Source organism: Sphingobacteriales bacterium (genome assembly GCA_016700115.1).
Taxonomy (GTDB): Bacteria; Bacteroidota; Bacteroidia; order Chitinophagales; family UBA2359; genus UBA2359.
Genome location: CP064999.1, coordinates 5,632,963 through 5,659,489, shown reverse-complemented (window position 1 = coordinate 5,659,489; position 26,527 = coordinate 5,632,963). Strand labels below are relative to the sequence as shown.

The window sequence follows — 26,527 nt, the reverse complement described above, 5'->3', positions numbered from 1 at the left end:
TGCTCAAAACACTTGAAATTGCGTGAGGTTGTGGACGATAATTATCATTTTTATTTGCAAAATATTTTACTAAGTCAAGTAGCAATTTCTGACTCTACAATATTACCAATATTAACTGAAATTGAACATTCACTAAGAAGTATTTGAACAATACGTAAATATAGGCAGAAAATATGCTGTAAATTATAGCGTAATAATAAATAGCTTTTGTAGAAATGATAGTTCTTTCTTTGCTTTTAAAATTATAGGTGGCAGCTTTACTCTTTTTAATGATTCAAATTTTTTAGACAAAAGACTTTTAGAAAAATTTAGAATTATTAAGGGCTTGGATAGACAATTTTTAATTGATACACGCGTTTATAATAATTGCCCTTCAATTGTAAGTTTGTTTTTTGAAGAAGCGAGCAAGATTGATACCTTTAAATTAGAATGGTATAAAAACAACAATAATGACTGGATGATTGATTTTCATCCATATTTTATTGAAATATATTACTTCAATGGTGTAGAATTGAAATTTTTAAAGAGAGAGTTTTCTGAAATAAAATAAATTAAGTATTTTTTGTTGCTAAATTTTGCTGCAGAAAAAAAAAAGCAAAGATTGTAGCATTATTCAAAAACTAACTTTTCAAGTAATACAACCATCTCAACATATGTAGATAGAAAAACCATCACTTAGATTTACGATGCTACCGGCCGTAAACTCCAAAAACGAACCTGTGAACGGCGAATAAGTGATACTACCACAATCGTCATATCTGATGTAAAACGCCCCGAATATATAGACGAACGCCGCCACCAAAGCGAGCGCATCAAACACATCAGCACCAACCGAACCCCAGCAGAAGCCACCTTGGACATTATAGACTACTACGTCGCCACCAACATTAAAATACAAACTGCCATACAGCAAACCTATATACAAACCGGCACCCCACCCATACGCACCAACCCACCGGTGGTAGAACCCGACAGAGAAAGCTGCAACATTCGCGATTATGTACTCGGCTTAGAATATCTGAACGAAGAAATGGAAGGCTATTACCACGAAGAAGGGCGCATCAACCTGCTTGAAGGTGGGCGTGTTGAATACACCCTGAAAGACCACTTGGGCAACGGACGGGTCTATTGCTACCACGATGCCGCCCTGAACCAAGCCAAAACTATACAGGAGGCGCATTATTATCCATTCGGCTTGCCAATACAAAAACTAAGCCCTAACTTTGAAGCATCGGTTGGGGTGGAGGTGAATTTGTATCAGTATAATGGTATTGAGGTAGTAGATGATTTTGGGCTACACGTTAATCATGCGCTATATCGAACCCTTGATCCACAAACAGGGCGATGGTGGCAGATAGACCCGATGGCGGAGAAGTTTTATCCTTGGTCGCCGTATAATAGTAATTTGGATAATCCGGTTCGGTATAATGATCCGAAGGGGGATTGTCCTCCTTGGGTTTGTGGCGCATTAGCTGGAGCAGCAGTTGAATATGGATTTCAAGTTGCTGAGAACTATTATAATGGAAAAAGTGGCTTGGAAATGGTTACACCGCAGTTAGATAAAATTGGAACAGCATTTATTGCCGGTGCTTTAACAGGGGGCTTTAGCACTTTAAACAAAATTAGTAACATATATCTAAAGGTTACCGTAAACCGGATAGCAGATGCTACAGTTGGTACTGGAGAATCTATTGTAAAACAAAACATTGATGTACAAAGTGGTAAAGAGGAAGCGATATCTATCACTGAAGCAGTAATAGATGGGGGTATTTCCGCAGTAACCGGTGGCTGGGGAGAGGGTTCAGAAATGGCGGCAAAAAATTATTTACAAAAAGAGTTTTCAAACACCACCCAAGCAACCATTTCTGGAGCTACAGAATTTCAGGAGAATAGTTATCAAAGAATTGTAACGGCAACTATAAATGAAAATAACACGCCCAAAAATCCATCAACAACTTCGCAACCAACCAACACCTATTCAAATATGCCTGCCACAGGCAATAAAATGGTAAATCCACAACCCATTTCACAACCCGATATTTTTTAGTATATGCTAAGGACCTTATGGAGATTAATTAAAAAATTGGGTTACACATATTTTGTTTTGTTTTTAGTAGCGATGTCTATAATTTCGGGCTACCGGGACTATTGCATATACATGTATGGTGATATTATATATGCCACTATTGTAGATGACCCATACATATCAAAAAAGGATTGTGTAGCATTATTACAGTATCAAGAATTCAAATCAGTACATACATTAGGGCATCGGAATTTATGTGGCAAAGAAAAATTTAAAAAGGGTAATACCTATCCTGTAATGTATTTAAAAGGCATACCAAGATATGTCGAAGTAAGTGCTTCTCGATATTGGTTTGCACTTCCTTTTGCACTATTCTGCATGTACTTTGTTTTCTTCACCATTAAAGAACACATCAAGTTTTTTAGAGAAGAAAAGGAGAAAAAATTAGAAGGGACATAAATATAGTAGCAATTAAGTACAAGTCAGTTAGTGCTTCTCTACACTTAACCATCAACCATGTAGCAGGGAAAAAGTCCCCTTTAGGGGATTTAGGGGTAAAACAGCTTGCCCATCCAAAAACTAAGCCCTAACTTTGAAGCACCATTAGGTGTGGAGGCTAACAACTATCAGTATAATGGTATTGAGGTAGTAGAAGATTTTGGGCTACACGTTAATCATGCTCAGTTTCGAACTCTTGACCCATAAACTGGGCGATGGTGGCAGATAGACCCAAAACCAGTTTATACGAATAGCAACTATACTGCAATGGCAAATAATCCAATACGGTACAGTGATGTTCTGGGTGATACGATTAGAACACATTTTGGCAATAACTCGCATACCGTCCATGCTTATAACTTATGGATGAGTACTGAGGAAGGAGCGAAATTTGCAAAACAATACAAAGAAGGTGGAAAATATGGACATATTTTAGTAGAGTTTACCGACAATAGAATGTATGAGAATGGCACAACTCAAATGTACTATGTAGATAAAAGGAATAAATCCACAATGGTAGTGCCATACGGTAAACTTCCAAATGATTTTATCAATGCTGGGAATGGTGAAACTGAAGACGGCTTCATAAAATATATAGTCAATGTTGATTTTCCTTATAGCCCCACTGGTTATGAAAACTTTGGTACACAATTGGCGAGTTTTGCAATCACGTTCCTACACGAATCTCAACATGTCAATATTTCTGTGAAAGACCTTTTAACACAAGGTGTTAGAAACACAAAAGACCATCATCATACCAGAATGAGAAGTGGAATATTATTTGCTGAACGGGAAAGGATGTTACGACAATTCAAGCTATTTTGGCAAGAAAATTTTGAAAAAAGAAAAAGAGAAAATGGAAAAACTGAAAGAGACTTTATTGATGATATTATAAATAATTTTAACTAAAATGAAATCAATCGTGGCATTTTTTTTATCATTTCTATGGGTTATTATGCTAACCCAATGCAATCCTTCAAAGGAGGAGATCGGAATATATAGAAAAAACAGAAGTGTAACATACGAAATCTACCATCCGGCTTGGAAGGATACATTTTACTTTGGTACAAAAGACTACGATACGGGCTTCCCTTTAATACATGATTCCCGTAGAAACATTTTGTTTCTGTTTGACAATTACGTCGATATTTATAAAATCAATGGGTTAGACGGTTCTTTGATAGATAAAGTTAATATTGTTGGCAAATACGGTAAATATAGTCCATACGAAAAAAACAAACTCATATACGCATATCCAGCTTTGTTTTACTATTATGATGAGCTAATCGTTCACTACGACATTTCAGGAGCATTTATTGAAAAGGCATACTATTTTGATTCTTTGAGCAATGAAATTGACAAAAGATATCCCGGAAGGTGGATACACGGCAAGTTTTTACATTGACTCCGTTCGGCTTGTACCACCCGATAAAATATGGGTTAGAATGTCTAATGCTATTGATTTAACAGAAGACATGATTTTTAAAGTCAATGCAGAGATGTCAGATACAGTTATTTACTCAACTTATATTGTAAGGTAAGTAAGGTTGGATTTACGCTGCCACCGGTAACAAACTCCAAAAACGAACATGTGAACGGCGAGTAGGTGGCAGCACCCCCATCAACATATCCGACATAAAACGCCCTGAATTTATAGACACCGTCCGCCACCAAAGCGAGCGCATCAAACACATCAGCACCAACCGCACCCCCTCAGAAAGTACCTTAGACATTATAGACTACTACGCCGCTACCAACATCAAAATACAAACCGCCATACAGCAGGTCTATACCCAAGTAGGCGAGCCTACCGTCCGCACGAACCCGCCCGAAGTAGTGCCTGAAAGAGAAAGCTGCACCATTCGCGACTACGTACTCGGCTTAGAATATCTGAACGAAGAAAAGGAAGGCTACTACCACGAAGAAGGGCGCATCAACCTGCTGGAAGGCGGGCGCATAGAATACACCCTCAAAGACCACTTGGGCAACGGGCGGGTATATTGCTACCACGATGCCGCAGAAAACGAAGCCAAAACCTTGCAGGAGACGCATTATTATCCGTTCGGCTTGCCTATTCAAAAACTTTCTCCTAACTTTGAAGCGGCAGTTGGGGTGGAGGTGAACAACTATCAATACAATGGTATTGAGTTGGTAGAAGATTTTGGGTTGCAGGTCAGTCATGCCCTGTTTCGCACACTTGACCCTCAAACTGGGCGGTGGTGGCAGATAGACCCGAAGGCGGAGGAGTTTTATGCATGGTCGCCGTATAATAGTAATTTGGATAATCCGATATTACTTAACGACCCGAAAGGTGATTGTCCGCTTTGTCCTCTTGTTATTGGGGCCTTTGTTGGATTTAGTGTTGATTTGGCTTTTCAAGTTGGCGCAAACATACATGAAGGAGGAGTGGAAAATGCTTTCTCAAGGATTGATGGGACTAGCCTTGCTATGTCAACTGCCGCTGGTGCGTTAGGCGGATTTGCAGCAATGAATATTAAAACTTTAGGCGTAACAGCTACCGAAGTTGTTGCTTTAGGTGTGCCAGCGAATACCGGAATTGGCATGGTAGAAAGTACCACTAAGCAGATTTTATCTGATAATACACTTGATGCTTCTAAAGTAATCAGAGATGGCATTATTTCGGGTGTAACAGGTGGGTATGGTGATTCTGCAAGTCACCTTGCTAAAGAATTTGCAGGCGAAAGCATGGAAAAAGTATTGCCATCAATTAGTATCAATGGATCAAGTGAAATAATGGAAAATACATTTCAAAATATAGGAGATAATATGCAGGGCGGTAACTGCGAAAATGGTAATAATGCACCTAAAAACGTAGCTGCATCACCCTATAAAAATCAAGAAAGAAATGTACCACAAATGTTAGAGAACATGCCAAATCAGTAATCAAAGTAAATTCATTTATTTATGGCTAAATTAAGCTATTATTTATTGCTACTCATTGTTGGGATAGGGTTTGTATTAGTAGTTAGAGATACTTATGTTGATATTGCTGTTTATAAAAAGGGGATATAGTTAAAGCAAAAATAGAAAAGGTTGTTTGCAATAAAAGAAACAGCAACCTTGATTTAAGTTTTATGAACGCAAATCACTTCATTATTGTTCCTTATTCAAATTGCATAAAGGGGAAATATCAGGTCGGAGATTCAATTACCGTAAGAGTGCTTCCTGAATACAGACGAACACAATTTCCGAACTCTAATGCTTTTGGAGTTGGAGCTTTTTTAATTGTAATTGTTTTTATAATGTTAATAACCTGGGTTGTTAAAAGAAAAGCAATAATACTGCAATTATCTGGAAAGGAGAATTAAAAAGCAGTTAGACTTTAGTTTTTGCGATTATTCAACTTGAAACAAATGTTCATTCAGGTAACTTTGCAATAAACACAATTTTCTCATTATTTATACCACCTCAACCCGCCCAGAACCGTTACCTTTGCCGACGGCAAAACTATCACCTGGATTTACGATGCCACCGGTCGCAAACTCCAAAAACGCACTTGTGAACTGCGACATGGTAGCACCCCCATCACCATATCCGACATAAAACGCCCCGACTTTATAGACGAACACCGCCATAAAAGCGAGCGCATCAAACACATCAGCACCAACCGAACCCCCGCCGAAACCTCTTTAAACGAAATAGAATATTACACCGCCACCAACATCAAAATACAAACTGCCATACAGCAAGTTTACATACAAACAGGCACCCCTCCCATTCGTACCAACCCGCCCGTAGTAGAGCCGGATAGAGAAAGTTGCAACATTCGTGACTACGTACTCGGTTTGGAATATCTGAACGAAGAAAAGGAAGGCTACTACCACGAAGAAGGACGCATCAACCTGTTAGAAGGCGGGCGGATAGAATACACTCTAAAAGACCACTTGGGCAACGGGCGGGTTTATTGCTACCACGACACCCCCTTAAACCAAGCCAAAACCATACAAGAAGCACATTATTACCCGTTTGGCTTGCCCATCCAAAAACTAAGCCCTAACTTTGAAGCATCGGTTGGGGTAGAGGCGAATAACTATCAGTACAATGGCATTGAGTTGGTAGAAGATTTTGGGTTGCATGTAAATCATGCCCTGTTTCGCACGCTTGACCCTCAAACAGGGCGGTGGTGGCAGATAGACCCTTTGGTGGAAGAGTTTTATGCTTGGTCGCCGTATAATAGTAATTTGGATAATCCTATATGGTATAATGACCCGAAAGGGGATTGCCCGCTTTGTCCGGTTGCCCCGATACTTATTGGTGCAGCAGTTGGTTTCATTGCTGATTTATCTTTTCAAGTAGGAGCAAACATATATGAAGGAGGAGTAGAAAATGCTTTTTCAGATATAAAGGTGAATAGCCTCATTGCATCAACTTCTGCTGGTGCTTTAGGCGGCTTTGCGGTAATGAATATTGCAACTTTAGGCGTTGCTACTTCTGAAGCCATAACATTAGGCGTAGCGGCAAATACAGGAATTGGTATGGTAGAAAGTACTTCTAAACAAATATTATCAACCAATACAGTTGATGGCTCAAAAGTAGTGCGAGATGGCATTATTTCTGGTGGAACAGCTGGTTATGGCGATTCAGCAGGATATCTATTTAAAGAATTTACAAGTGAAAGTGCTGAAAAAGTATTACCATCAATTAGTATCAATGGAGCAAGTGAAATAATGGAAAATACCTTTCAAAATATGGGCGATAGTTATGGGGCACAGAATAAAAGCACAAACTTAAACAATAATTTACGGAGCAACAAAGGTACTAAAGAAAACAATACGACTCAAAAAGTCACTCCATCGCCCTACAAAAACCAAGACAGAAATGTTCCTCAAATGTTAGAGAACATGCCAATTCAATAATTAAAAATTATATTTTATGGCTAAACTAAGTTATTATTTACTACTGTTTATGCTTGGAGGTGGATTTGTATTAGTAGTTAATCTAACATACATTGATATAGCTGTTTATAAAAGTGGAGAGATTGTAAAAGCGAAAATAGAAAAGGTTAATTGTAAACGAAAAAACAGCCATCTTGACCTGAATTATTTAAACAGCAAACATTCTATTTTGGTTCCTTATGAATCTTGTATAAATGGTGTGTACCAAGTAGGTGATTCTATTATGGTAAAAGCACTCCCTGAATACAGACGAACGCAATTTTCCAAATCATATGAATTTGTGTGGGGAATAATAATGTTGATAGTTCTTACTTTTATTATGGTTTATTGGATTGTAGCTAAAAAAGAAGTAGTAAAATATTTATCAGGGAAAAGTAACTTCAAAAGCAGTTAGGCGGGCGGAAAGAATACACCTTAAAAGACCACTTAGGCAACGGGCGGGTCTATTGCTACTACGATGCCGCCGAAAACGAAGCCAAAACCATACAGGAAGCGCATTATTATCCCTTCGGCTTGCCCATCCAAAAACTTTCCCCTAATTTTGAAGCACCGGTTGGGGTGGAAGCCAACAACTACCAGTACAACGGCAAAGAACTGAACGACGATTTTGGCTTGCAATGGATGGATTACGGGGCAAGGTGGTACAATGTGCAAATCGGCAGATGGGGGCAGATAGATCCTTTGGCGGAGAAATTTTATGCTTGGAGCGGGTATAACTATGTTTTGGGAAATCCTGTGAAGTTGATAGACCCAGATGGAAGGGAAGGAGTTGCTGCCATAGATCAAAAAAACAAAACAATTACGATAAAAGCAATTTATTATACACAAACCATTCCATCAAACAATATTGCAAGCACTGCATATACATCTGAACAAGTAACTTCGATGCAAAGTGATATCAATTCGACTTTGAACGGATTAGGTTTATCAGTTTCAGAAGGACAATATGAAGGATTTTCAGTGCAATTTGATTTACAATTTAAAGAAGGTGGGCATTCATTTGAATTGTCATCTAAAGCCATCAATGAACAATTTGAAGGAGTACCAATTGGAAATACTTTTCAAAGAGGCAACGAACAGACCCATCCAAATTTATTTACAGAAAGAGAAAATGGTGGTGTAATTAAAGTTACGGGTGGAGTAACTCAGGATCATAAACTGATACTAATGAATGAAAAGTATGACTCCGAGCGAAACCAAATACATGAAATATTTCACACACTATTTTTTGATAATGATGATGCGAAAAAAGGAATTGGCTCATATTCTCGTAATGACCTTCCTAACCAGAGCGACATAAACAAGTTGATAAATAATAAAGCCCTTCCAAAAATTGATATTGAAAATGAATAAATTTATCTCAATCATTCTTATTCTTTTACTGAACTTTAATTGTAAAGTTCAAAATGTTATAGAAGGTGTTGTTTGCTCCAAAGAAACAGGTGCCCCTTTGGGATTTGTAAATGTAATTGCGAAGTCAAAAACCAAAGTTATTGGAGGGGCAAACACAAACGACAAAGGACAGTTTAAATTTGAATTGCCAACAAGTCACGACAGCCTGATAATTGAAATATCAAAAGTAGGTTATGCTCCTTTTGATACAATATTAAAATTAAAAGGTAGAACTTTAGGAAAAAAAATCAGACTTTTGTTGGGTGGTGTTAATGCTGCTGAACTAATTTTCGATAACACAAATGCAAAAGAAGATATTGAGAACGGCATTATTCAAATTTATCATTTAGGATTGCCCGCATACAGTTCTGAGGAGATGAACAAGATTGCTTCACAATATGGCTTTCAATACAACTTTTTAAATTGTGAAATCAATGAAGCAGTCATTGAGAGTGTCAATCGTTATAATGAAGTAGTTGAAAAATATTTATCAAAAATAAATTCACAAGGTTGGCAAGACAGCCTGTCTAAAAGAATAAAGAATCTTTAAATATGTAGAATCTAAATCGTCATATCAAATGCTAAACATTTCGACTGAATATACGAACACCGCCACCAAAGCGAGCGCATCAAACATGTCAGCACCAACCGCACCCCCGCCGAAACCACTTTAGACATCATAGACTACTACAACGCTACCAACACCAAAATACAAACCGCCATACAGCAACCCTATACCCAAGTAGGCGAGCCTACCGTCCGCACCAACCCGCCTACAGTAGAACCGGACAGGGAAAGTTGCAACATTCGCGACTACGTTCTCGGCTTAGAATATCTGAACAAAGAAAAAGAAGGCTACTACCACGAAGAAGGGCGCATCAACCTGTTAGAAGGCGGGCGGATAGAATACAACTTAAAAGACCACTTGGGCAACGGACGGGTCTTTTGTTACTACGATGCCAACCTGCACCAAGCCAAAACCATACAGGAAGCACATTATTATCCATTCGGCTTACCCATCCAAAAACTAAGCCCTAACTTTGAAGCATCGGTTGGAGTAGAGGCGAACAACTATCAATACAATGGCATTGAGTTAGTAGAAGATTTTGGCCTACACGTCAATCATGCGGCTTTTCGAACACTTGACCCACAAATAGGGCGATGGTGGCAGATAGATCCTTTGGCAGAACTTGCTCCCGGATGGACACCATACAGGTTTGGATTAGATAATCCTTTGTTGTTTAAAGATGACAATGGACTTCTTGAAACATATGGTGTAACCCCTGATGGTGTAATAACTAAAATAGACGACAAAAAGTATTATGACGAAAATGGCAATGAAGTCGATATGTTGGTAGTTGGAGAAAAAGTAAAACTTGATAAAAAAGGAGAAATTAAAAATCAAAAGACTGAAGTTAAAAAAAATGTATTAAAACAGGCAAGTGTTAAATCAGCTAAAGTATCTGTAGGAAATAAGGAGGAGATTACTGAATATACCAATATTGATTTTGGCGGAAATGATGAGGATGCGAATAAATTGTTTAAATTTTTAGCAGACAACACAGATGTCGAATGGTCAATTTTCCAAACAGATGAAGGCTACGAAAACTTTAAGAATACTAAAATTTATACATCCCATACTTATGATAGTGAACCTGTTGGTAGTATGCATTTAGAAAGAAATCCATTCGGATTAATTTATCACAAGCATAGTCATCCCAGAACCAATGTGATGTTTGATACTTCAAGGTTAATACCGTCTCAAGAGGATGAAAAATTTGCAGAGAAAATGCGCCAATATGCACCTTTAGCCAAATTCATCCTTTATTTTAATAATAATACCAAACCATATTAAGGCATGATTTTCAAATATAGGTTGTTGTTTTTATGTCCATGCTTATCCATATAGGCATTATTTCATCTTGCTCAAAACACTTGAAATTGCGTGAGGTTGTGGACGATAATTATCATTTTTATTTGCAAAATATTTTACTAAGTCAAGTAGCAATTTCTGACTCTACAATATTACCAATATTAACTGAAATTGAACATTCACTAGAAGTATTTGAACAATACGTAAATATAGGCAGAAAATATGCTGTAAATTATAGCGTAATAATAAATAGCTTTTGTAGAAATGATAGTTCTTTCTTTGCTTTTAAAATTATAGGTGGCAGCTTTACTCTTTTTAATGATTCAAATTTTTTAGACAAAAGACTTTTAGAAAAATTTAGAATTATTAAGGGCTTGGATAGACAATTTTTAATTGATACACGCGTTTATAATAATTGCCCTTCAATTGTAAGTTTGTTTTTTGAAGAAGCGAGCAAGATTGATACCTTTAAATTAGAATGGTATAAAAACAACAATAATGACTGGATGATTGATTTTCATCCATATTTTATTGAAATATATTACTTCAATGGTGTAGAATTGAAATTTTTAAAGAGAGAGTTTTCTGAAATAAAATAAATTAAGTATTTTTTGTTGCTAAATTTTGCTGCAGAAAAAAAAAGCAAAGATTGTAGCATTATTCAAAAACTAACTTTTCAAGTAATACAACCATCTCAACATATGTAGATAGAAAAACCATCACTTAGATTTACGATGCTACCGGCCGTAAACTCCAAAAACGAACCTGTGAACGGCGAATAAGTGATACTACCACAATCGTCATATCTGATGTAAAACGCCCCGAATATATAGACGAACGCCGCCACCAAAGCGAGCGCATCAAACACATCAGCACCAACCGAACCCCAGCAGAAGCCACCTTGACATTATAGACTACTACGTCGCCACCAACATTAAAATACAAACTGCCATACAGCAAACCTATATACAAACCGGCACCCCACCCATACGCACCAACCCACCGGTGGTAGAACCCGACAGAGAAAGCTGCAAAGATTCGCGATTATGTACTCGGCTTAGAATATCTGAACGAAGAAATGGAAGGCTATTACCACGAAGAAGGGCGCATCAACCTGCTTGAAGGTGGGCGTGTTGAATACACCCTGAAAGACCACTTGGGCAACGGACGGGTCTATTGCTACCACGATGCCGCCCTGAACCAAGCCAAAACTATACAGGAAGCGCATTATTATCCTTTCGGCTTGCCCATCCAAAAACTAAGCCCTAACTTTGAAGCACCGGTTGGGGTGGAAGCCAACAACTACCAATACAATGGCATTGAGTTGGTAGAAGATTTTGGGTTGCAGGTCAATCATGCCCTGTTTCGCACGCTTGACCCTTTTCTACCCCTAAATCCCCTGAAGGGGACTTAAATATGTTTATACTATCAAGTGTTAGTAAATACAGACAATGTTTAGGCAACAATACAATTCATTATTTTATTTACCAACTTCACCAAAATTAAAATCATATACTGAACCCATGGAACCCGAAAACAAACCTGATAACCAATTTGCAAATGCCCCACCATAGTTGTTTCAATATGCAAAAACACTACGTACAAACCCTACTCCTGCAGAAGCGATGCTTTGGCAGTACCTATGCAAAAACCAATGTTGTGGGGTCAAATTCAGAAGACAACACCCCCTTTTATATTTTATCGCCGACTTTTATTGCCATCAGGCAGGTTTGGTTGTTGAAATTGACGGTTCCATCCACCAAATTAAAGAACAGTACCAATACGATGTTGCTCGTACTGCAGAACTGGAACAACTCGGAATTAAAGTCATACGTTTTACGAATGAAGCGGTTATAGCAGATACAAAAGCAGTGTTTGAATCAATAAAACAGACTGTACAAAACCGTTTATTGTTTACCCCTTAACCCACAGCTTCCCCTACGAAGCAAGCAAAAAGTCCCCTGCAGGGGATTTAGGGGTAACAAGGCTTGCCCATCCAAAAACTATCTCCTAACTTTGAAGCATCGGTTGGGGTAGAGGCGAACAATTATCAATATAACGGCATTGAGTTGGTAGAAGATTTTGGGCTGCATGTCAATCATGCACAGTTTCGCTCGCTTTACCTATTCTACTCCTAAATTCTCTGAATGGGGTTTTTATGGTTCGCATATCCATTTTTCATGTGATTTAACGAAACAAGACTAAACTTACTAAATTGTAAACCAACATGAGTACAAAAGGCGTTTTATCAGTACAATAATTTAAATTAGAAAACTTGATATTACCTGGGGTTTTATCTTGCTTACATCGCAACAAAAAATACTCAATCCTTAAACGGCAAAAAGGGTGGGAGAGAGTTCATCGGTATAGAAGGGTAGTTTTTCAATAATTTTATTGACCGTTTCTTCGACCGAAAGGGTTGAAGATCCTCCTGCCGCATTTTTATGCCCACCACCGTTAAAAAATTTTGCTGCAAACTCGTTGACCGGAAAATCACCTTTTGAGCGGAGGGACAAACGTGTTACATCTTTGTCTTCTTTGACCAAAGCGCTAAATCTGACCGAACTAATACTAAGCGGATAGTTTACAATGCCCTCCATGTCTCCGGATTTATACTGAAAAAGCTCCATGTCCTCATTGGTAACTGATATAATTGCAGTACTGAATTCGGGAAAAACTTTTAGTTTTTGGGTGATGCAATACCCCAAAAATCTCAGTCTGTTTTCAGTAAAACTGTCAAAAATTTGTTCATTAATGAATTCGATATCTGCTCCTTGTTCCATTAAAAAAGCGGCAATCTTAAAAGCCTCCGGAGTGATATTGTACTTAAACCTGCCTGTGTCGGCACAAATTCCGGTATATAAACCATCAGCAATAGATTTGCCAATGAAATCTCTCTTGCCCAACAACGAAATGAACCGGTACACAAGCTCGGCGGTAGAGCTTGCCTTGGAATCACAAATTGAGAAATCGGCAGGAAAGTCTGGCAGCAGATGATGATCAATCATCAATTTGACTGCTGCAGAATTGGTCAATAATGTATCCATTCCCTTAGCGCGCGATGCAGTGTTAAAATCCAACACAAATAACAAGTCCGCGCTACTTATCAGATTAGCACCAGCTTCTTCATTTTCCTCAAAATTCAAAACAGCATCTGCTTGGGTCAAAAAAGATAAAAAAGAAGGAGGAGCATTAGGTACGATAACTTTAACCTGATGACCAAAGTTGTTCAAAAAGTGATACATCCCCATTGAAGAACCTATGGCATCGCCATCAGGGCCGGTATGTGTTACGATGACAATATTTTTAGGGGAGTTTAATAAATCATTTATCTGTTGTATTTCGATCATGTCAGTAAGTTAGGATTGATTTATAAAAAGGGATACAACCGGATAAATAAGATAAAGGGTTGTAAAGATGGAGGTTTCAAAGGCAAAGTTCTGATTTTTTAATAAACTCTTAAAAAAAATGAAAAAATATCTGATTAACAGAACGGATTCTTTTATACCTTTGCAGCCCTGTTCGGAGAAAAACTTCCAATTTTTTCTTCAATTAAAAAGTAAAACGAATAAAAAAAGCTGAAATGACGGGCAACAGAACATTTTCAATGATTAAGCCGGATGCAGTTAAAAGCAATCATGCAGGTGCAATTTTAGCACAAATGAATGCTGCAGGATTTCGAATTGTCGCAATGAAATACACGAAGCTAACCAATGAAAAAGCCGGTGAATTTTATGCTGTTCATAAAGAACGCCCTTTTTATGGTGAATTAGTGTCTTTTATGTCTTCAGGACCTATTGTAGCTTTGGTTTTAGAAAAAAACAATGCCGTTGAATCATTCAGAACATTGATAGGAAGTACTGACCCGTCAAAAGCAGAAGCAGGAACTATCAGAAACCTTTATGGTACCAATGTTGGTGAAAATGCAGTACACGGTTCTGATTCAGATGAAAATGCGGTGATTGAATCCAACTTCTTTTTCAGTTCATTAGAGTGTTTTTAAAACACGCTATATATATAATAAGGTATTCGGTGAACATGCTAAGTTAAACCATGAAAACTGAATGTCTGAGGAGATTGAGAATATGTTTGTGCAACTGAGTTTATAGTTTTAAAATGCCAACCAAAATTTTGTATTTTTTTACAAAAAAAGTTGGAATAGCACATTTTAAATGCGTATCTTTGCACTCGCTTTTCTTGAAGGCATCTTTCTTAACTTTTTTTCACTTTTAAGTGGTGAAAACCTGAGAACAGATGCCATTTAATTGGGCGAAAAAAACAGAAACAGAATTTATATACTAAAACGTCGCGAAGGTGTTAGAGCTTTCGCAAAATTGAACGACTTTAAAATTAAGGGTTACACATGCCTACAATACAACAGTTGATTAGAAACGGAAGGGAGCCGATTGTTTCGGTAAGTAAATCCAGAGCTTTGGATAAATGCCCACAAAGAAGGGGTGTTTGTACGAGAGTATATACGACCACTCCTAAAAAGCCGAATTCAGCACTTCGCAAAGTTGCCAAAGTTCGTCTTACCAATCAAATTGAGGTGATTGCATATATTCCCGGCGAAGGACATAATTTGCAGGAACACTCGATTGTCCTTATCCGCGGAGGCAGGGTAAAAGACCTTCCCGGAGTTCGTTATCATATTGTAAGGGGCACCTTAGATACCGGAGGAGTGGACAAAAGAAGACAAGGTCGTTCAAAGTATGGCGCTAAACGTCCTAAAAAAGGAGCAGTTGCAGCAGCACCGGCTAAAGGCGGAAAGAAAAAATAAAACAGGTTTAAGTAAATCCATCAATAAACAGAGATAGAAACGATATGCGCAAGGCAAAACCAAAAAAGAGAATACTTCTGCCGGATCCTAAGTTCAACGATACTCAGGTAACGCGGTTCGTAAATATGATGATGTGGGAAGGCAAAAAAAGTGTCTCTTATAAAATTTTTTACGATGCAGTAGAAATGGCTGAAGGGATGTCTCAGGAAAACGGTTACGAATTGTGGAAGAAAGCATTAAACAATATTATGCCTTCTGTCGAGGTTCGAAGCCGCCGTATAGGTGGAGCAACATTCCAGATTCCCAGCGAAATCAGGCCTGAAAGACGAGTATCTGTAGGTATGAAATGGTTGATTACCTATTCCAGAAAACGCACCGGCAAATCTATGGCTCACAAATTAGCCTCTGAAATTGTCGCTGCATCTAAAAACGAAGGCGCATCTGTTAAAAAGAAAGATGAAACACATCGTATGGCTGAGGCAAACAAAGCTTTTGCGCACTTCAGAGTTTAACAGAAATAATAATAGTTATAAATATTTTTTGATTTTTGACTAACAGATTAGTAAAATGGCACGAGATTTAAGATATACGAGAAACATCGGAATTGCAGCGCATATTGATGCAGGTAAAACGACCACAACGGAAAGAATACTCTATTACACGGGTATTATTCACAAAATGGGAGAAGTGCATGAAGGTGGTGCTACAATGGACTGGATGGAGCAAGAGCAGGAACGCGGTATTACGATTACCTCGGCTGCTACTCGTACAGCATGGAAATTTCAAGATCAGGACTATCAAATCAATATTATTGATACACCCGGCCACGTAGATTTTACTGTTGAAGTAGAGCGATCTTTGCGTGTACTGGATGGGGTGGTTGCTTTGTTTTGCGCCGTTGGTGGTGTTGAACCTCAGTCTGAAACAGTTTGGCGTCAGGCCAACCGATATAATGTACCTAGAATTGGCTTTGTAAACAAAATGGACAGAACCGGAGCAGACTTCCTCGAAGTGGTCAAACAGGTTCGTGAAGTATTGGGTGCTAATCCGATTCCCATTCAAATTCCGATTGGTGCAGAAGAAACTTTCAGAGGGGTGGTTAACCTTATTCGCAACGAAGCCATTATTTGGGATGATGATACCCAGGGAATGACGTATAAAGTAATCCCTATTCCGGAAGACCTCGAAGAGGTGGTTGCCGATTACCGTCAAAAGATGTTGGAAGCTGTTGCTGACTATGATGATGGGATTCTCGAAAAGTTTTTCGATGATCCGGATTCAATTACTGAAGACGAAATCAACAATGCCATTCGCAAGGCGACTATTGATATGTCTATCATTCCAATGATGTGTGGTTCGTCTTTCAAAAACAAAGGTGTTCAGGCTATGTTGGATGGTGTTATCAAGTTTTTGCCTTCGCCATTAGACAAACCTGCTATCGAAGGCATGAACCCTGATACAGACGAACCAACTACCCGCAAAGTTGATGTAAAAGAGCCTTTCGCAGCCTTAGCATTCAAAATTGCAACCGATCCTTATGTGGGTCGTTTGACATTCTTCCGGGTCTATTCCGGACGTTTGGAAGCTGGTGGACAGGTTTTAAATACAAGAACCGGAAAAAAAGACCGTGTTTCCCGAATTTATCAGATGCATGCCAATAAGCAAAATCCGATTGAAGCCGTAGAATGTGGCGATATTGGAGCAGGGGTCGGTTTTAAAGACGTGAAAACAGGAGATACAATTTGCAGCCCTGAGCATCCGATTGTGCTCGAAAGCATGAATTTCCCTGAGCCCGTAATTTCATTGGCAATTGAGCCAAAAACTCAAAAAGATATTGATAAACTTGGGAACGGACTTTCAAAACTTGCTGAAGAAGATCCCACCTTTAAAGTGCGGTATGACGAAGAAACCGGACAGACCGTTATCAGCGGAATGGGTGAATTGCACCTTGAAATCATTGTTGACCGCCTCAGACGCGAATTTAAAGTAGAATGTAATCAGGGCGCACCTCAGGTAAACTATAAAGAAGCGATTACCCGCAGTTATGACCATACAGAAGTGTATAAAAAACAAACCGGTGGTAGAGGTAAATACGCAAAAATATCTTTGGAAGTAATGCCTGCAAAACCGGATGCTGAAACCGGTGAAATTAAACCCGGACTTCAGTTCCTTAACGAAATTGTCGGAGGATCTATTCCTCGTGAGTTTATCCCTTCCGTACAGAAAGGATTTGAACTCGCAATGAAGAACGGACCTTTGGCAGGGTATCAGATGGAATCGCTTTGTGTTCGTTTATATGACGGAGGTTTCCATGCGGTTGACTCTGATGCTTTTTCATTCGAAATGGCGGCGAAACTGGCTTTCAGAACGGCTACTAAGCAAGCCGGAGCACAGATATTGGAGCCAATTATGAAATTAGAAGTAGTAACTCCAGATGAATATACCGGTGATGTGATGGGGGACCTGAACCGTCGTCGTGGTATTATGGAGGGTATTGACATGAAAAACAATGCACAGGTAATCAAAGCTAAAGTTCCGTTGTCGGAAATGTTTGGCTATGTAACTTCGTTGCGTACAATAACATCGGGACGTGCGACTTCGAGTATGGAGTTTTCGCATTTCGCCCCTGCACCGGCATCTATCGCCGAAGAAGTAATTGCAAAGGCTAAAGGTAATGTAAAAGTTGAATTAGAATGACAACACAAAGAATCAGGATTAAGTTGAAATCTTATGACCACAACTTAATAGACAAGTCTTCGGCAAAAATTGTTAAAACCGTGCGTTCTACCGGTGCTGCGGTATCGGGACCAATTCCTCTGCCCACAGAGAAAAAGATATTTACGGTTCTACGATCCCCTCACGTTGATAAGAAAGCGCGTGAGCAGTTTGAGTTGTGTACTTACAAGCGATTGCTTGATATTTACAGTTCAACTCCTAAAACTATTGATGCGCTGATGAAATTAGAATTGCCTAGCGGCGTTGACGTTGAAATTAAAGTGTAAAATACCATGAAAGGTCTGATTGGCAAAAAAATAGGGATGACCAGCTTTTTTGATGATTCAGGAAAGCAGGTTCAATGTACGGTTCTCGAAGTAGGGCCCTGCTATGTTACTCAGGTAAAAACTGTTGAAACAGACGGTTATAATTCTGTGCAACTTGGTTTTGACGATAAAAAAGAGAAAAACACCTCAGCCCCATTAAAGGGACACTTCAAAAAAGCAGGTGTTACTCCGAAGCGTTTGGTAAAAGAATTCAGAAACTTTGATGTTCCGGCCAATTTAGGCGACACATTTGATGTCAGTATGCTCAATGGCGTTAAAAAAATAACTGTTGTTGGCACCTCTAAAGGTAAAGGATTTCAGGGTGTTGTAAAACGACATGGTTTCAGTGGAGTTGGCGGACAGACACATGGTCAGCATAACCGGTTAAGAGCTGCAGGTTCTATTGGTTCAGCTTCATATCCTTCCCGCGTATTCAAGGGAATAAGAATGGCAGGAAGAATGGGATCTGACCGCGTAAAAGTCAATAATTTGAAGCTGGTTAAAATTTTAGAAGATAAAAACTTAGTGTTAGTGGGCGGTGCTGTACCCGGCGCTAAAGGTTCATACATAATCATTGAAGTGAAATAGGACTATATGGTACGCAATATTTTAAATATAAACGGACAAGATACCGGTAGAACGGTCGAATTGCCGGATGAGGTTTTTGGCTTAGAGCCAAACGAGCATGTTATGTACCTTTCGGTAAAACAATATTTGGCAGCTCAACGTCAGGGAACGCACAAAACCAAAGAAAAATGGGAAGTTTCCCGTTCTACCCGCAAAATCAAACGCCAGAAAGGTACCGGAGGTGCTCGAGCAGGAAGTTTAAAAAATCCGATGTTTAAAGGAGGAGGAACAATTTTCGGACCTCGTCCCCGGGACTATAGCTTTAAATTGAATAAAAAGGTTAAATCCTTAGCCAGAAATTCTGCACTGTCAGTTCTTGCACAAGACAATAGAATTGTGATTGTTGAAGACTTTGATTTTGCGCAACCACGGACAAAAGAGTATGTAAAAGTTCTTGATTCTTTAGGGCTTGGCAGTAAAAAAACATTGTTAGTGTTGAACAATGTAGCTAAAAATGTTCACCTGTCTTTGCGCAATATTCCAAACGCCAAGATTGCTACAGCTAAATTACTCAATACTTATTCTATTTTGAATACCAACACATTAATCTTAACCGAAAGTGCGGCTAAGTCATTTACCGGTTCTGAAAATTAACATCCTGATAAAGGGCTAAACTATTTAAGTCATGTCGCGAGATATATTGATTAAACCTTTGGTTACAGAAAAAACGGCAAAACTCACCGACAAACAAAACAAATATTGCTTTGTCGTTGATAAAAAGGCCAACAAAATAGAAATACGTAAAGCAATTGAAGCTATGTATGGAGTTACAGTGGTAGAAGTCAATACCGTCATTTCTCCAACCAGGGTTCGCTCGCGCTTTACCAAAAAAGGGGTCGTTGAAGGAAGAACCAAATCTGTCAAAAAAGCTTTTATCACCCTTGCTTCTTCAGACACAATTGATTTTTACGCTGAAATTTAAGCTACTAAAATAACAAGCTAAAAAATAAGGTTTCAGGATAACCGATAACTATCCTATTTGTACTATGGCAACTAAAAAATTAAATCCCATTACCCCCGGCTCTCGTTTCAGAATAGCCAATACTTTTACCGAGCTGACGGTTGATAAACCGGAAAAAAGTTTGGTAACCGGTATTTCTAAATCGGGAGGAAGAAACAATCAAGGGCGGATGTCGGTAAGACAAAAAGGAGGGGGACACAAAAAACGTTACCGCTTTATTGATTTTAAGCGCGATAAAAACAACGTGCCTGCAAAAGTAAATTCCATCGAATACGATCCGAACAGAAGTGCATTTATTGCCTTGTTGTTTTATGTTGATGGAGAAAAAAGATATATATTGGCTCCCGAAGGTTTAAAAGTTGGGCAAACTGTTGTCTCCGGCGATGGAGCCGATATTTCACCCGATGTTGGAAACTCTCTCAAATTGCGGTACATACCTTTGGGAACTGTTATCCATAATGTTGAGTTAACACCCGGTAGAGGTGGTGTTATGGCAAGAAGTGCCGGAACTTATGCACAATTGGCAGCTAAAGACGGAAGATATGCCATTTTGAAATTGCCTTCAGGCGAAACCCGCATGGTATTGCTTGAATGTGTTGCGACTATAGGAACTGTTTCAAATTCAGACCACAACCTTGAAAGACTTGGTAAAGCCGGCCGCAAAAGATGGCTTGGTATTCGTCCAAGAGTACGGGGAGTTGCCATGAACCCGGTAGATCACCCAATGGGTGGTGGAGAAGGTCGTGCTTCAGGAGGTCACCCCCGCTCACGCACAGGCTTGTATGCCAAAGGGCAAAAAACCAGAAACAGAAACAAACCGTCTTCCAGACTAATTATTAACAATAGAAAGAAAAGTAAATAGTTATGGCTCGCTCCTTAAAAAAAGGACCTTATATTCACCATAAACTGCTCAAAAAAATTGAAGCAGCAAATGTTGGCAAGAAAAAGTCGGTCATTAAGACCTGGTCTCGTGCATCAATGATTATTCCTGATTGCGTAGGTCTGACATTTACCGTACACAATGGAAACAAATTTATCCCTGTGTATGTAACGGAAAATATGGTAGGGCATAAATTGGGTGAGTTTGCCCCGACCCGTAACTTTAAAGGACATGCTGCCAAAAAGAAATAGGCAAATTGTTTAAAATTATTTAAGTAAAAGCGAATAAACTATAGCTGGCACATGGAAACGAATGCAAGTTTGAAAAATTATCCTACCTCTCCCCGGAAGATGAGACTTCTGGCTGATGTGATCAGGGGTAAAAAAGTGGAAGATGCGTTGAAATTGCTTAAATTTTCTAAGCAAGTTGCCTCAAAACCTCTGACACAGTTGTTGCTATCGGCAATTGCTAACCGACAAAACAATTCCGACGCAGGCCTTGAGGAAGGCTCGCTGTATGTAAAACGAATTATGGTTGACAGTGGCCGAATGATAAAAAGATTTCGACCGGCTCCGCATGGTCGTGCACACCGAATTCGCAAACGTTCCAACCATATTACTATCGTTTTGGACGCAGAAACCGTTAAAAATTAATTCAGGCTTAAACCGGCATCTAAGAAATAAACAAATTTATGGGACAGAAAGTAAACCCAATATCACATAGGTTAGGATACATCAGAGGTTGGGATTCCAATTGGTTTTCACCCCCCTCTACTTTTCCGGAAAAACTACGCGAAGACGAGCAAATCAGACAATATCTGAATGCGCGTATCGCTAAAGGCGGTATTGCAAGAATTGTAATCGAGCGCACTCTTAAAAGAGTAACCATTTACATTCACACATCAAGACCGGGTATTATCATTGGAAAAGGTGGTGGAGAGGTTGACCGTGTAAAAGATGAATTAAAAAGGCTGACCAAAAAAGATGTTCAGATAAACATCTCCGAAATCCGGACACCGGATTTAGATGCCAGCATAGTTGCAGAAAATATAGCCAAACAAATTGAGTCCAGGGTCAATTATCGCCGTGCAATTAAAACAGCAACCGGTGCAACTATGAGAGCAGGTGCAGAGGGAATAAAAGTTAGAATTTCCGGTCGTTTAGGTGGTGCAGAGATGGCTCGTAGCGAAGAGATAAAAGACGGCAAAACGCCGCTCCATACTTTTCGTTCAGATATAGATTATGCTTTGAAAGAAGCCCAAACGGTTTATGGTAAAATTGGCATTAAAGTGTGGATTTGCCGGGGAGAAATTTTAGTGAAACGCGATTTAGCTCCTGAACAATCGTCAAAAGACAAAAAACGAGGACCCAGAAGCGGCGGAATGGGAAATAATAATAACAATCGTCGCAAAGGACAGAATAGTTAAGAAGAAATTTATTGTAGTATAATTTTTCAGAGTGCCGGCCTTTAAAGAGAGGCCATTAAAAAGAACAAACGATGTTACAGCCCAAAAGGACAAAATACAGGAAAATGCAGAAGGGCAGAATGAAAGGAGATGCTCACAGAGGCGCTTCTCTTGCTTTCGGCTCTTTCGGATTAAAGTCTTTGGACAGTTATTGGATAACCAACAGACAGATTGAGTCTGCACGGGTAGCGTTGACGCGTTACATGAAAAGAGAGGGAAAGGTATGGATCAGAATTTTTCCTGATAAAACCATTACCAAAAAACCTTTAGAAGTGCGGATGGGTAAAGGTAAAGGTGCGCACGATCAATGGGTGGCAGTTGTAAAAGCCGGCAGAATTATGTTTGAAATCGAAGGTGTGTCCTTGGAAATAGCTCAGGAAGCTTTGCGTTTGGCTTCTCAAAAGCTTCCCATCAAGACCAAATTTATTGTTAGAAGAGATTTTCAGGAATAATAACTTTTTGTAGAAGTCATGGCGAAAAAAGTAAAAATCAATTTTAAAGATCTTTCCACCGACGAACTATTGGATAAGGAAAGAGAAGAAGTAATGCGGTTGCAAAAACTCCGGTTTAACCATGCCGTATCTCCTATTGAAAACACCAACGTGCTGTTGAAGCTCAGAAGAGATATTGCCCGCATTAAAACCGAGTTACGCGCCAGAGAAATTAAAAACCAAGCGTAACGCATAGCATATCATAAAAGTAAAATCTGCATAAGATGACAATGACAGAAAGGAATTTGCGAAAGCAGCGTACAGGTGTGGTAGCCAGCAATAAAATGCAAAAAACCATTACCGTTTTGGTAGAAAGGAAGGTAAAACATCCTATCTATGGAAAATTTATTAAAAAGAGTAAAAAATATGCCGCACACGACGAGAAAAACGAGTGTAACATTGGAGATGTAGTGCGCATTATGGAGACCCGTCCGCTAAGTAAAACCAAAAGCTGGCGATTAGTGGAAATTATTGAAAGAGCAAAATAATAAGTGCCATGATTCAACAAGAAAGCCGACTCAGAGTAGCAGACAATAGCGGTGCCAAAGAGGTGCTATGTATTAGGGTTTTAGGAGGAACAAGAAAACGATATGCTTCTTTGGGAGATGAAATTGTCGTTAGTGTAAAAGACGCACTTCCATCTGGAAACGTTAAAGCAGGAATTGTTTCCAAAGCAGTTGTTATCAGAACTAAGAAGCAGGTTCGTCGCAAAGATGGAAGCTATATCAGGTTTGATGATAACGCGGTTGTTTTGTTAAACAATGCCGGTGATTTGCGTGGAACACGTATCTTTGGACCTGTTGCCCGTGAATTGCGTGACAGGGGATTTACCAGGATTGCTTCGTTAGCCCCTGAAGTCATTTAAGTAATAGTTGGTGTTTTTATAAAAAGACAGAAATTTTGATCTATGAAAAGTCAAAACAGGCCTAAACTGCAAAAGCGCTTTAAGCCAAAATTTAAAATAAAAAAAGGTGATAACGTCATCGTTATTGCAGGGGACAGCAAAGGAGTTTCCGGTAGAGTGTTGTCTATTGATACTGAGAAAGGGAAGGCTATTGTTGAAGGAGTGAATATGGTGGTTAAACATGCCAAACCTTCTGCAAAACACCCTAATGGTGGAATTATTGAAATGGAAGCCCCCATTACTTTATCTAATCTGATGTTGGTTGACCCAAAATCAGGAAAACCAACCAGAGTTGGGCGAAAAGTTAATGAAGGGAAAATTATCCGTTACGCTAAAAAAAGTGGGGAGGAACTAAACTAATGACTTACACACCAAGACTTAAAGAAACATATAGAAAAACTGTTGTCAGCAAATTAAAAGAACAGTTTAATTACACTTCAGTGATGCAAGTACCGAAGCTTTTGAAGATTTGCATCAATCAGGGTGTAGGCGCAGCAGTAGCTGATAAAAAACTGATAGATACAGCTATTAAAGAGCTTACAACAATCGCCGGGCAAAAAGCTGTACCTACCAAAGCGCGTTTGTCAATTTCAAATTTTAAATTGCGCGAGGAAATGCCCATCGGTGTCAGAACGACTCTTAGAGGAGATATTATGTGGGAATTTTTAGACCGTTTGGTTACCATAGCTTTACCGCGGGTTCGCGATTTTCGGGGCATCAATGATAAAAGTTTTGATGGACGTGGAAACTATACTATGGGAGTTACTGAACAAATTATTTTCCCTGAAATAGAAATTGATAAAATCAGCCGAATTTGTGGGTATGACGTAACTTTTGTTACCTCTGCCAAAAGCGATAAAGAAGCGTATGCTTTGCTTTCAGAATTGGGAATGCCATTCAAAAACAAAAAAACCGAACAAGCCGATGTCTAAGATTTCCATTATAGCCAGACAACTTAAACGTGAGCAACTTGTTGCTAAATATGCCGAGAAAAGGGCAAAACTCAAAGCAGAAGGCAACTACGATGAGTTAGACAAACTGCCCCGAAATGCTTCACCTGTTCGCTTGCGAAACAGATGCAGCTTGACAGGACGACCAAGGGCATTTATCCGGCACTTTGGAATTTCACGTTTGAAGTTCAGAGAATTGGCCTCTTATGGTAAAATTCCGGGAGTAAGAAAAGCGAGTTGGTAAATTTATTAAACCTGTTCATTCGCGCTTTGGCGCATTTAATATTCAGTTATCAGATATGTCAGCAGTAACAGACAGCATAGGTGATTTTTTAACGCGTATCCGCAATGCCATTATGGCCCGGCATCGGGTGGTCGAAATTCCGTCTTCTAATTTGAAAAAGAGAATGACAGAGATTTTGTATGAGCAAGGCTATATTCACCGTTATAAGTTTGAAGAAACAGAAAATGGACAAGGCGCTATTAAAATAGCGTTAAAATATGATCCATATACCAAAGAATCTGCCATTACTAAACTCATACGTTTTAGCCGTCCGGGATTAAGACAATATAAAGGTTCGGATGATTTACCAAGGGTGATGAATGGATTAGGAATTGCTATTGTTTCCACTTCCAAAGGAGTAATGACTGATAAGGAAGCTCGTAACCTGAATGTTGGCGGCGAGGTATTGTGTTTTGTTTACTAATTTTTTAAAGTTTACTAGAATGTCTCGTATAGGAAAAATGCCGATTACCCTCCCCAAAGGAGTAGATTTTAAATATGATAAATCGGCAAGTAAAGTGATAGTCAAAGGTCCTAAGGGCGAATTGCATCAGGCAATTGATCCGGATATAGAGATTAAGATGGAAGACGGAGTAGTTACTGTCAATCGCCCAACTAACCAAAAACGCCATCGTGAATTGCACGGGCTTTACCGGTCGTTATTAAACAATATGGTAAGTGGTGTTTCTGAAGGCTTTAAAAAACAATTGGAATTAGTTGGTGTAGGGTATAGGGCAAGCAATAAAGGCCAGGTATTAGAATTGGCATTAGGCTTTTCTCATCCAATTTATTTTGTAGTGCCTCGCGAGATCAAAGTATCTACACTTTCTGAAAAAGGACAAAACCCAACGGTTATTTTGGAAAGCAATGATAAACAGTTGTTAGGCCAAGTTGCCGCCAAAATCCGCGGCTTGCGCAAACCAGAACCTTATAAAGGTAAAGGTGTCCGGTTTACAGGAGAGCTTGTCAGGCGTAAAGCCGGTAAATCTGCCGGTAAAGGTGGAGGTAAAGGTAAAAAATAGTTTCGTTGATTGCTTTTTAAGCATATTTCATATATTAAATTAAAGGTTCCCTGATTATATGGCGTTCAATAAAACACTGAGGAGGCAAAAAATTCGATACAGAATCCGGAAAAAAGTTTCCGGCACATCAGAATTGCCCAGATTATCGGTATTTAGAAGCAATAAGTTCATTTATTGTCAGTTGATTGACGATTTGAATGGCATTACATTAGCTTCATCATCATCTAAAGAGCCGGCTATTTCATCTCAGCAAATGTGCAAGGTGGATTCGTCTAAGTTGGTTGGAAAATTAATTGCAGAGCGCGCATTAGCCGCAGGAATTGAGGGAGTTGTGTTTGATCGCGGAGGCTATTTATATCACGGACGAGTCAAAGCAATCGCTGAAGGCGCTCGTGAAGGCGGGTTAAAATTTTAAAAA

The 26,527-nt window shown here is 39.1% G+C and carries 41 protein-coding genes; 38 read left to right on the top strand and 3 right to left on the bottom strand.

Features of this window, described 5'->3' with window-relative positions; all coding sequences use genetic code 11:
• Positions 1–325 precede the first annotated feature (325 nt).
• The 6 genes from IPM47_20420 (at position 326) to IPM47_20395 (ending at position 3,929) form a co-directional block, all read left to right on the top strand.
• The gene (locus IPM47_20420) at positions 326–550 is read left to right on the top strand and encodes a hypothetical protein (GenBank protein QQS29168.1); all 225 of its coding nucleotides are present in this window, start codon (positions 326–328) and stop codon (positions 548–550) included.
• 303 nt (positions 551–853) lie between these two features.
• A complete protein-coding gene (locus tag IPM47_20415; protein QQS29167.1) occupies positions 854–2,047 on the top strand; it encodes a hypothetical protein in 1,194 nt (397 codons plus the stop codon).
• 111 nt (positions 2,048–2,158) lie between these two features.
• Positions 2,159–2,485, top strand: coding sequence for a hypothetical protein (locus tag IPM47_20410; GenBank protein ID QQS29166.1), 327 nt, complete (start codon positions 2,159–2,161; stop codon positions 2,483–2,485).
• A 105-nt stretch (positions 2,486–2,590) separates the two neighbouring features.
• Entirely contained in the window at positions 2,591–2,731 is a 141-nt protein-coding gene (locus tag IPM47_20405) for a hypothetical protein (GenBank protein ID QQS29165.1), read from the top strand.
• Between the two features lie 60 nt (positions 2,732–2,791).
• On the top strand, positions 2,792–3,433 hold the full coding sequence (locus IPM47_20400) for a hypothetical protein (GenBank protein ID QQS29164.1): 642 nt from the start codon (positions 2,792–2,794) through the stop codon (positions 3,431–3,433).
• A gap of 46 nt (positions 3,434–3,479) precedes the next feature.
• Positions 3,480–3,929 carry a hypothetical protein gene (locus tag IPM47_20395; protein QQS29163.1) on the top strand — a complete coding sequence of 150 codons (450 nt, stop codon included), beginning with the start codon at positions 3,480–3,482 and terminating at the stop codon, positions 3,927–3,929.
• 148 nt (positions 3,930–4,077) lie between these two features.
• Here the strand turns inward: IPM47_20395 and IPM47_20390 are convergent, their stop codons facing one another.
• Positions 4,078–4,257, bottom strand: a complete 180-nt coding sequence (locus IPM47_20390) for a hypothetical protein (protein QQS29162.1) — start codon at positions 4,255–4,257, stop codon at positions 4,078–4,080.
• A gap of 103 nt (positions 4,258–4,360) precedes the next feature.
• On the opposite strand from IPM47_20390, the gene IPM47_20385 reads away from it, so the two are divergent.
• From IPM47_20385 to IPM47_20355, 7 genes are all read left to right on the top strand, one after another.
• On the top strand, positions 4,361–5,428 hold the full coding sequence (locus tag IPM47_20385) for a hypothetical protein (GenBank protein ID QQS29161.1): 1,068 nt from the start codon (positions 4,361–4,363) through the stop codon (positions 5,426–5,428).
• Between the two features lie 902 nt (positions 5,429–6,330).
• Complete coding sequence (locus IPM47_20380; GenBank protein ID QQS29160.1) at positions 6,331–7,401, top strand: hypothetical protein; 1,071 nt, start codon at positions 6,331–6,333, stop codon at positions 7,399–7,401.
• Positions 7,402–7,417: 16 nt separating this feature from the next.
• Positions 7,418–7,834: a hypothetical protein gene (locus IPM47_20375; GenBank protein ID QQS29159.1), complete on the top strand. Its 417-nt coding sequence runs from the start codon at positions 7,418–7,420 to the stop codon at positions 7,832–7,834.
• Between the two features lie 89 nt (positions 7,835–7,923).
• Positions 7,924–8,793 (top strand): RHS repeat-associated core domain-containing protein, encoded by an 870-nt coding sequence (locus IPM47_20370; GenBank protein ID QQS31541.1) that lies wholly within the window; start codon positions 7,924–7,926, stop codon positions 8,791–8,793.
• Complete coding sequence (locus IPM47_20365; protein ID QQS29158.1) at positions 8,786–9,382, top strand: carboxypeptidase-like regulatory domain-containing protein; 597 nt, start codon at positions 8,786–8,788, stop codon at positions 9,380–9,382. Before IPM47_20370 ends, IPM47_20365 begins: the two co-directional genes overlap by 8 nt.
• A 375-nt stretch (positions 9,383–9,757) precedes the next feature.
• Positions 9,758–10,687: a hypothetical protein gene (locus tag IPM47_20360; protein ID QQS29157.1), complete on the top strand. Its 930-nt coding sequence runs from the start codon at positions 9,758–9,760 to the stop codon at positions 10,685–10,687.
• 32 nt (positions 10,688–10,719) lie between these two features.
• A complete protein-coding gene (locus IPM47_20355; GenBank protein QQS29156.1) occupies positions 10,720–11,304 on the top strand; it encodes a hypothetical protein in 585 nt (194 codons plus the stop codon).
• Between the two features lie 130 nt (positions 11,305–11,434).
• Here the strand turns inward: IPM47_20355 and IPM47_20350 are convergent, their stop codons facing one another.
• Positions 11,435–11,665: a hypothetical protein gene (locus tag IPM47_20350; GenBank protein QQS29155.1), complete on the bottom strand. Its 231-nt coding sequence runs from the start codon at positions 11,663–11,665 to the stop codon at positions 11,435–11,437.
• Positions 11,666–11,783: 118 nt separating this feature from the next.
• Here IPM47_20350 and IPM47_20345 point away from each other — a divergent pair, with 118 nt between their 5' ends.
• The 3 genes from IPM47_20345 (at position 11,784) to IPM47_20335 (ending at position 12,843) form a co-directional block, all read left to right on the top strand.
• A complete protein-coding gene (locus IPM47_20345) occupies positions 11,784–12,119 on the top strand; it encodes a hypothetical protein (protein ID QQS29154.1) in 336 nt (111 codons plus the stop codon).
• A gap of 211 nt (positions 12,120–12,330) precedes the next feature.
• A complete protein-coding gene (locus IPM47_20340; GenBank protein ID QQS29153.1) occupies positions 12,331–12,630 on the top strand; it encodes a DUF559 domain-containing protein in 300 nt (99 codons plus the stop codon).
• 63 nt (positions 12,631–12,693) lie between these two features.
• The gene (locus tag IPM47_20335) at positions 12,694–12,843 is read left to right on the top strand and encodes a hypothetical protein (protein QQS29152.1); all 150 of its coding nucleotides are present in this window, start codon (positions 12,694–12,696) and stop codon (positions 12,841–12,843) included.
• A 192-nt stretch (positions 12,844–13,035) separates the two neighbouring features.
• Here the strand turns inward: IPM47_20335 and IPM47_20330 are convergent, their stop codons facing one another.
• Complete coding sequence (locus IPM47_20330) at positions 13,036–14,055, bottom strand: bifunctional oligoribonuclease/PAP phosphatase NrnA (protein ID QQS29151.1); 1,020 nt, start codon at positions 14,053–14,055, stop codon at positions 13,036–13,038.
• 233 nt (positions 14,056–14,288) lie between these two features.
• On the opposite strand from IPM47_20330, the gene IPM47_20325 reads away from it, so the two are divergent.
• The 22 genes from IPM47_20325 (at position 14,289) to rplR (ending at position 26,524) form a co-directional block, all read left to right on the top strand.
• Positions 14,289–14,708 (top strand): nucleoside-diphosphate kinase, encoded by a 420-nt coding sequence (locus IPM47_20325; protein ID QQS29150.1) that lies wholly within the window; start codon positions 14,289–14,291, stop codon positions 14,706–14,708.
• A 360-nt stretch (positions 14,709–15,068) separates the two neighbouring features.
• Positions 15,069–15,485: a 30S ribosomal protein S12 gene (locus IPM47_20320; GenBank protein ID QQS29149.1), complete on the top strand. Its 417-nt coding sequence runs from the start codon at positions 15,069–15,071 to the stop codon at positions 15,483–15,485.
• Positions 15,486–15,529: 44 nt separating this feature from the next.
• Positions 15,530–15,997, top strand: coding sequence for a 30S ribosomal protein S7 (gene rpsG, locus IPM47_20315; protein QQS29148.1), 468 nt, complete (start codon positions 15,530–15,532; stop codon positions 15,995–15,997).
• A gap of 55 nt (positions 15,998–16,052) precedes the next feature.
• Complete coding sequence (gene fusA, locus IPM47_20310) at positions 16,053–18,182, top strand: elongation factor G (protein QQS29147.1); 2,130 nt, start codon at positions 16,053–16,055, stop codon at positions 18,180–18,182.
• Positions 18,179–18,487, top strand: coding sequence for a 30S ribosomal protein S10 (gene rpsJ / locus IPM47_20305; protein QQS29146.1), 309 nt, complete (start codon positions 18,179–18,181; stop codon positions 18,485–18,487). Before fusA ends, rpsJ begins: the two co-directional genes overlap by 4 nt.
• 6 nt (positions 18,488–18,493) lie before the next feature.
• A complete protein-coding gene (rplC, locus tag IPM47_20300; GenBank protein QQS29145.1) occupies positions 18,494–19,114 on the top strand; it encodes a 50S ribosomal protein L3 in 621 nt (206 codons plus the stop codon).
• A 6-nt stretch (positions 19,115–19,120) separates the two neighbouring features.
• Complete coding sequence (rplD, locus tag IPM47_20295; GenBank protein QQS29144.1) at positions 19,121–19,747, top strand: 50S ribosomal protein L4; 627 nt, start codon at positions 19,121–19,123, stop codon at positions 19,745–19,747.
• Between the two features lie 31 nt (positions 19,748–19,778).
• On the top strand, positions 19,779–20,075 hold the full coding sequence (rplW, locus tag IPM47_20290; GenBank protein ID QQS29143.1) for a 50S ribosomal protein L23: 297 nt from the start codon (positions 19,779–19,781) through the stop codon (positions 20,073–20,075).
• Between the two features lie 64 nt (positions 20,076–20,139).
• Positions 20,140–20,976, top strand: coding sequence for a 50S ribosomal protein L2 (rplB, locus tag IPM47_20285; protein ID QQS29142.1), 837 nt, complete (start codon positions 20,140–20,142; stop codon positions 20,974–20,976).
• Positions 20,977–20,978: 2 nt separating this feature from the next.
• A complete protein-coding gene (rpsS, locus tag IPM47_20280; GenBank protein ID QQS29141.1) occupies positions 20,979–21,245 on the top strand; it encodes a 30S ribosomal protein S19 in 267 nt (88 codons plus the stop codon).
• Positions 21,246–21,296: 51 nt separating this feature from the next.
• Complete coding sequence (gene rplV, locus IPM47_20275; protein QQS29140.1) at positions 21,297–21,647, top strand: 50S ribosomal protein L22; 351 nt, start codon at positions 21,297–21,299, stop codon at positions 21,645–21,647.
• 38 nt (positions 21,648–21,685) lie between these two features.
• Positions 21,686–22,420: a 30S ribosomal protein S3 gene (gene rpsC, locus IPM47_20270; GenBank protein ID QQS29139.1), complete on the top strand. Its 735-nt coding sequence runs from the start codon at positions 21,686–21,688 to the stop codon at positions 22,418–22,420.
• A 71-nt stretch (positions 22,421–22,491) separates the two neighbouring features.
• Complete coding sequence (rplP, locus tag IPM47_20265) at positions 22,492–22,911, top strand: 50S ribosomal protein L16 (protein QQS29138.1); 420 nt, start codon at positions 22,492–22,494, stop codon at positions 22,909–22,911.
• Positions 22,912–22,929: 18 nt separating this feature from the next.
• Positions 22,930–23,139 carry a 50S ribosomal protein L29 gene (gene rpmC / locus IPM47_20260; protein ID QQS29137.1) on the top strand — a complete coding sequence of 70 codons (210 nt, stop codon included), beginning with the start codon at positions 22,930–22,932 and terminating at the stop codon, positions 23,137–23,139.
• Positions 23,140–23,180: 41 nt separating this feature from the next.
• Positions 23,181–23,438: a 30S ribosomal protein S17 gene (gene rpsQ, locus IPM47_20255; GenBank protein ID QQS29136.1), complete on the top strand. Its 258-nt coding sequence runs from the start codon at positions 23,181–23,183 to the stop codon at positions 23,436–23,438.
• An 8-nt stretch (positions 23,439–23,446) separates the two neighbouring features.
• A complete protein-coding gene (rplN, locus tag IPM47_20250; GenBank protein ID QQS29135.1) occupies positions 23,447–23,815 on the top strand; it encodes a 50S ribosomal protein L14 in 369 nt (122 codons plus the stop codon).
• Positions 23,816–23,857: 42 nt separating this feature from the next.
• A complete protein-coding gene (gene rplX, locus IPM47_20245; GenBank protein ID QQS29134.1) occupies positions 23,858–24,214 on the top strand; it encodes a 50S ribosomal protein L24 in 357 nt (118 codons plus the stop codon).
• A complete protein-coding gene (gene rplE, locus IPM47_20240) occupies positions 24,214–24,786 on the top strand; it encodes a 50S ribosomal protein L5 (protein QQS29133.1) in 573 nt (190 codons plus the stop codon). The genes rplX and rplE overlap by 1 nt, the downstream gene beginning before the upstream one ends.
• Positions 24,779–25,048 (top strand): 30S ribosomal protein S14, encoded by a 270-nt coding sequence (rpsN, locus tag IPM47_20235; protein ID QQS29132.1) that lies wholly within the window; start codon positions 24,779–24,781, stop codon positions 25,046–25,048. Before rplE ends, rpsN begins: the two co-directional genes overlap by 8 nt.
• Before the next feature lie 55 nt (positions 25,049–25,103).
• Positions 25,104–25,511: a 30S ribosomal protein S8 gene (gene rpsH, locus IPM47_20230; protein QQS29131.1), complete on the top strand. Its 408-nt coding sequence runs from the start codon at positions 25,104–25,106 to the stop codon at positions 25,509–25,511.
• Between the two features lie 19 nt (positions 25,512–25,530).
• Entirely contained in the window at positions 25,531–26,109 is a 579-nt protein-coding gene (gene rplF, locus IPM47_20225; protein ID QQS29130.1) for a 50S ribosomal protein L6, read from the top strand.
• Positions 26,110–26,167: 58 nt separating this feature from the next.
• Entirely contained in the window at positions 26,168–26,524 is a 357-nt protein-coding gene (rplR, locus tag IPM47_20220; protein QQS29129.1) for a 50S ribosomal protein L18, read from the top strand.
• Positions 26,525–26,527: the final 3 nt, after the last annotated feature.

Coding starts and splice junctions, on each gene's coding strand:
- IPM47_20410 (QQS29166.1), top strand. CDS start 2,159: ATGTATGGTGATATTATATATGCCACTATTGTAGATGACCCATACATA.
- IPM47_20400 (QQS29164.1), top strand. CDS start 2,792: ATGGCAAATAATCCAATACGGTACAGTGATGTTCTGGGTGATACGATT.
- IPM47_20395 (QQS29163.1), top strand. CDS start 3,480: ATGCTAACCCAATGCAATCCTTCAAAGGAGGAGATCGGAATATATAGA.
- IPM47_20390 (QQS29162.1), bottom strand. CDS start 4,257: ATGTCTAAGGTACTTTCTGAGGGGGTGCGGTTGGTGCTGATGTGTTTG.
- IPM47_20375 (QQS29159.1), top strand. CDS start 7,418: ATGGCTAAACTAAGTTATTATTTACTACTGTTTATGCTTGGAGGTGGA.
- IPM47_20365 (QQS29158.1), top strand. CDS start 8,786: ATGAATAAATTTATCTCAATCATTCTTATTCTTTTACTGAACTTTAAT.
- IPM47_20355 (QQS29156.1), top strand. CDS start 10,720: ATGTCCATGCTTATCCATATAGGCATTATTTCATCTTGCTCAAAACAC.
- IPM47_20345 (QQS29154.1), top strand. CDS start 11,784: ATGGAAGGCTATTACCACGAAGAAGGGCGCATCAACCTGCTTGAAGGT.
- IPM47_20340 (QQS29153.1), top strand. CDS start 12,331: ATGCTTTGGCAGTACCTATGCAAAAACCAATGTTGTGGGGTCAAATTC.
- IPM47_20330 (QQS29151.1), bottom strand. CDS start 14,055: ATGATCGAAATACAACAGATAAATGATTTATTAAACTCCCCTAAAAAT.
- IPM47_20325 (QQS29150.1), top strand. CDS start 14,289: ATGACGGGCAACAGAACATTTTCAATGATTAAGCCGGATGCAGTTAAA.
- IPM47_20320 (QQS29149.1), top strand. CDS start 15,069: ATGCCTACAATACAACAGTTGATTAGAAACGGAAGGGAGCCGATTGTT.
- rpsG (QQS29148.1), top strand. CDS start 15,530: ATGCGCAAGGCAAAACCAAAAAAGAGAATACTTCTGCCGGATCCTAAG.
- fusA (QQS29147.1), top strand. CDS start 16,053: ATGGCACGAGATTTAAGATATACGAGAAACATCGGAATTGCAGCGCAT.
- rpsJ (QQS29146.1), top strand. CDS start 18,179: ATGACAACACAAAGAATCAGGATTAAGTTGAAATCTTATGACCACAAC.
- rplC (QQS29145.1), top strand. CDS start 18,494: ATGAAAGGTCTGATTGGCAAAAAAATAGGGATGACCAGCTTTTTTGAT.
- rplD (QQS29144.1), top strand. CDS start 19,121: ATGGTACGCAATATTTTAAATATAAACGGACAAGATACCGGTAGAACG.
- rplW (QQS29143.1), top strand. CDS start 19,779: ATGTCGCGAGATATATTGATTAAACCTTTGGTTACAGAAAAAACGGCA.
- rplB (QQS29142.1), top strand. CDS start 20,140: ATGGCAACTAAAAAATTAAATCCCATTACCCCCGGCTCTCGTTTCAGA.
- rpsS (QQS29141.1), top strand. CDS start 20,979: ATGGCTCGCTCCTTAAAAAAAGGACCTTATATTCACCATAAACTGCTC.
- rplV (QQS29140.1), top strand. CDS start 21,297: ATGGAAACGAATGCAAGTTTGAAAAATTATCCTACCTCTCCCCGGAAG.
- rpsC (QQS29139.1), top strand. CDS start 21,686: ATGGGACAGAAAGTAAACCCAATATCACATAGGTTAGGATACATCAGA.
- rplP (QQS29138.1), top strand. CDS start 22,492: ATGTTACAGCCCAAAAGGACAAAATACAGGAAAATGCAGAAGGGCAGA.
- rpmC (QQS29137.1), top strand. CDS start 22,930: ATGGCGAAAAAAGTAAAAATCAATTTTAAAGATCTTTCCACCGACGAA.
- rpsQ (QQS29136.1), top strand. CDS start 23,181: ATGACAGAAAGGAATTTGCGAAAGCAGCGTACAGGTGTGGTAGCCAGC.
- rplN (QQS29135.1), top strand. CDS start 23,447: ATGATTCAACAAGAAAGCCGACTCAGAGTAGCAGACAATAGCGGTGCC.
- rplX (QQS29134.1), top strand. CDS start 23,858: ATGAAAAGTCAAAACAGGCCTAAACTGCAAAAGCGCTTTAAGCCAAAA.
- rplE (QQS29133.1), top strand. CDS start 24,214: ATGACTTACACACCAAGACTTAAAGAAACATATAGAAAAACTGTTGTC.
- rpsN (QQS29132.1), top strand. CDS start 24,779: ATGTCTAAGATTTCCATTATAGCCAGACAACTTAAACGTGAGCAACTT.
- rpsH (QQS29131.1), top strand. CDS start 25,104: ATGTCAGCAGTAACAGACAGCATAGGTGATTTTTTAACGCGTATCCGC.
- rplF (QQS29130.1), top strand. CDS start 25,531: ATGTCTCGTATAGGAAAAATGCCGATTACCCTCCCCAAAGGAGTAGAT.
- rplR (QQS29129.1), top strand. CDS start 26,168: ATGGCGTTCAATAAAACACTGAGGAGGCAAAAAATTCGATACAGAATC.